The sequence below is a fragment of the Pseudomonas sp. S60 genome, from assembly GCF_016647865.1.
Classification (GTDB): Bacteria; Pseudomonadota; Gammaproteobacteria; order Pseudomonadales; family Pseudomonadaceae; genus Aquipseudomonas; species Aquipseudomonas parafulva.
Genome location: NZ_JACVVH010000127.1, coordinates 1 through 271 on the forward strand (window position 1 = coordinate 1; position 271 = coordinate 271).

Here is a 271-nt window from a genome sequence, read left to right on the forward strand (position 1 = left end):
CGATGCGGCGACGCCACAGTTGCCGCTCTTCGACGAAGCGGAAAGCCTGGCAGAACCCTTGGATGAGGCTGGCGACGAAGAAGTCGTTGCACCGACCAAGCGCCGTGGTAAACGCAAACCACTGCCGGCTGATTTGCCGCGTATCGAGGTTGTCCACGAGCTGCCCGAGCATGAGCTGACGTGCACTTGTGGCTGCCGCAAACATGCCATTGGTGAGGAGGTCAGCGAACAGCTTGAAATCGTCCCGATGCAGATTCGCGTCATCAAACAT

General features: G+C 58.7%; 1 protein-coding gene. It reads left to right on the forward strand.

Annotated features, from left to right (window positions below; all coding sequences use genetic code 11):
* Positions 1-271 (forward strand): IS66 family transposase zinc-finger binding domain-containing protein (locus tag IAE33_RS24450; RefSeq protein WP_201165781.1); only part of this gene is annotated, 271 nt, incomplete at both ends.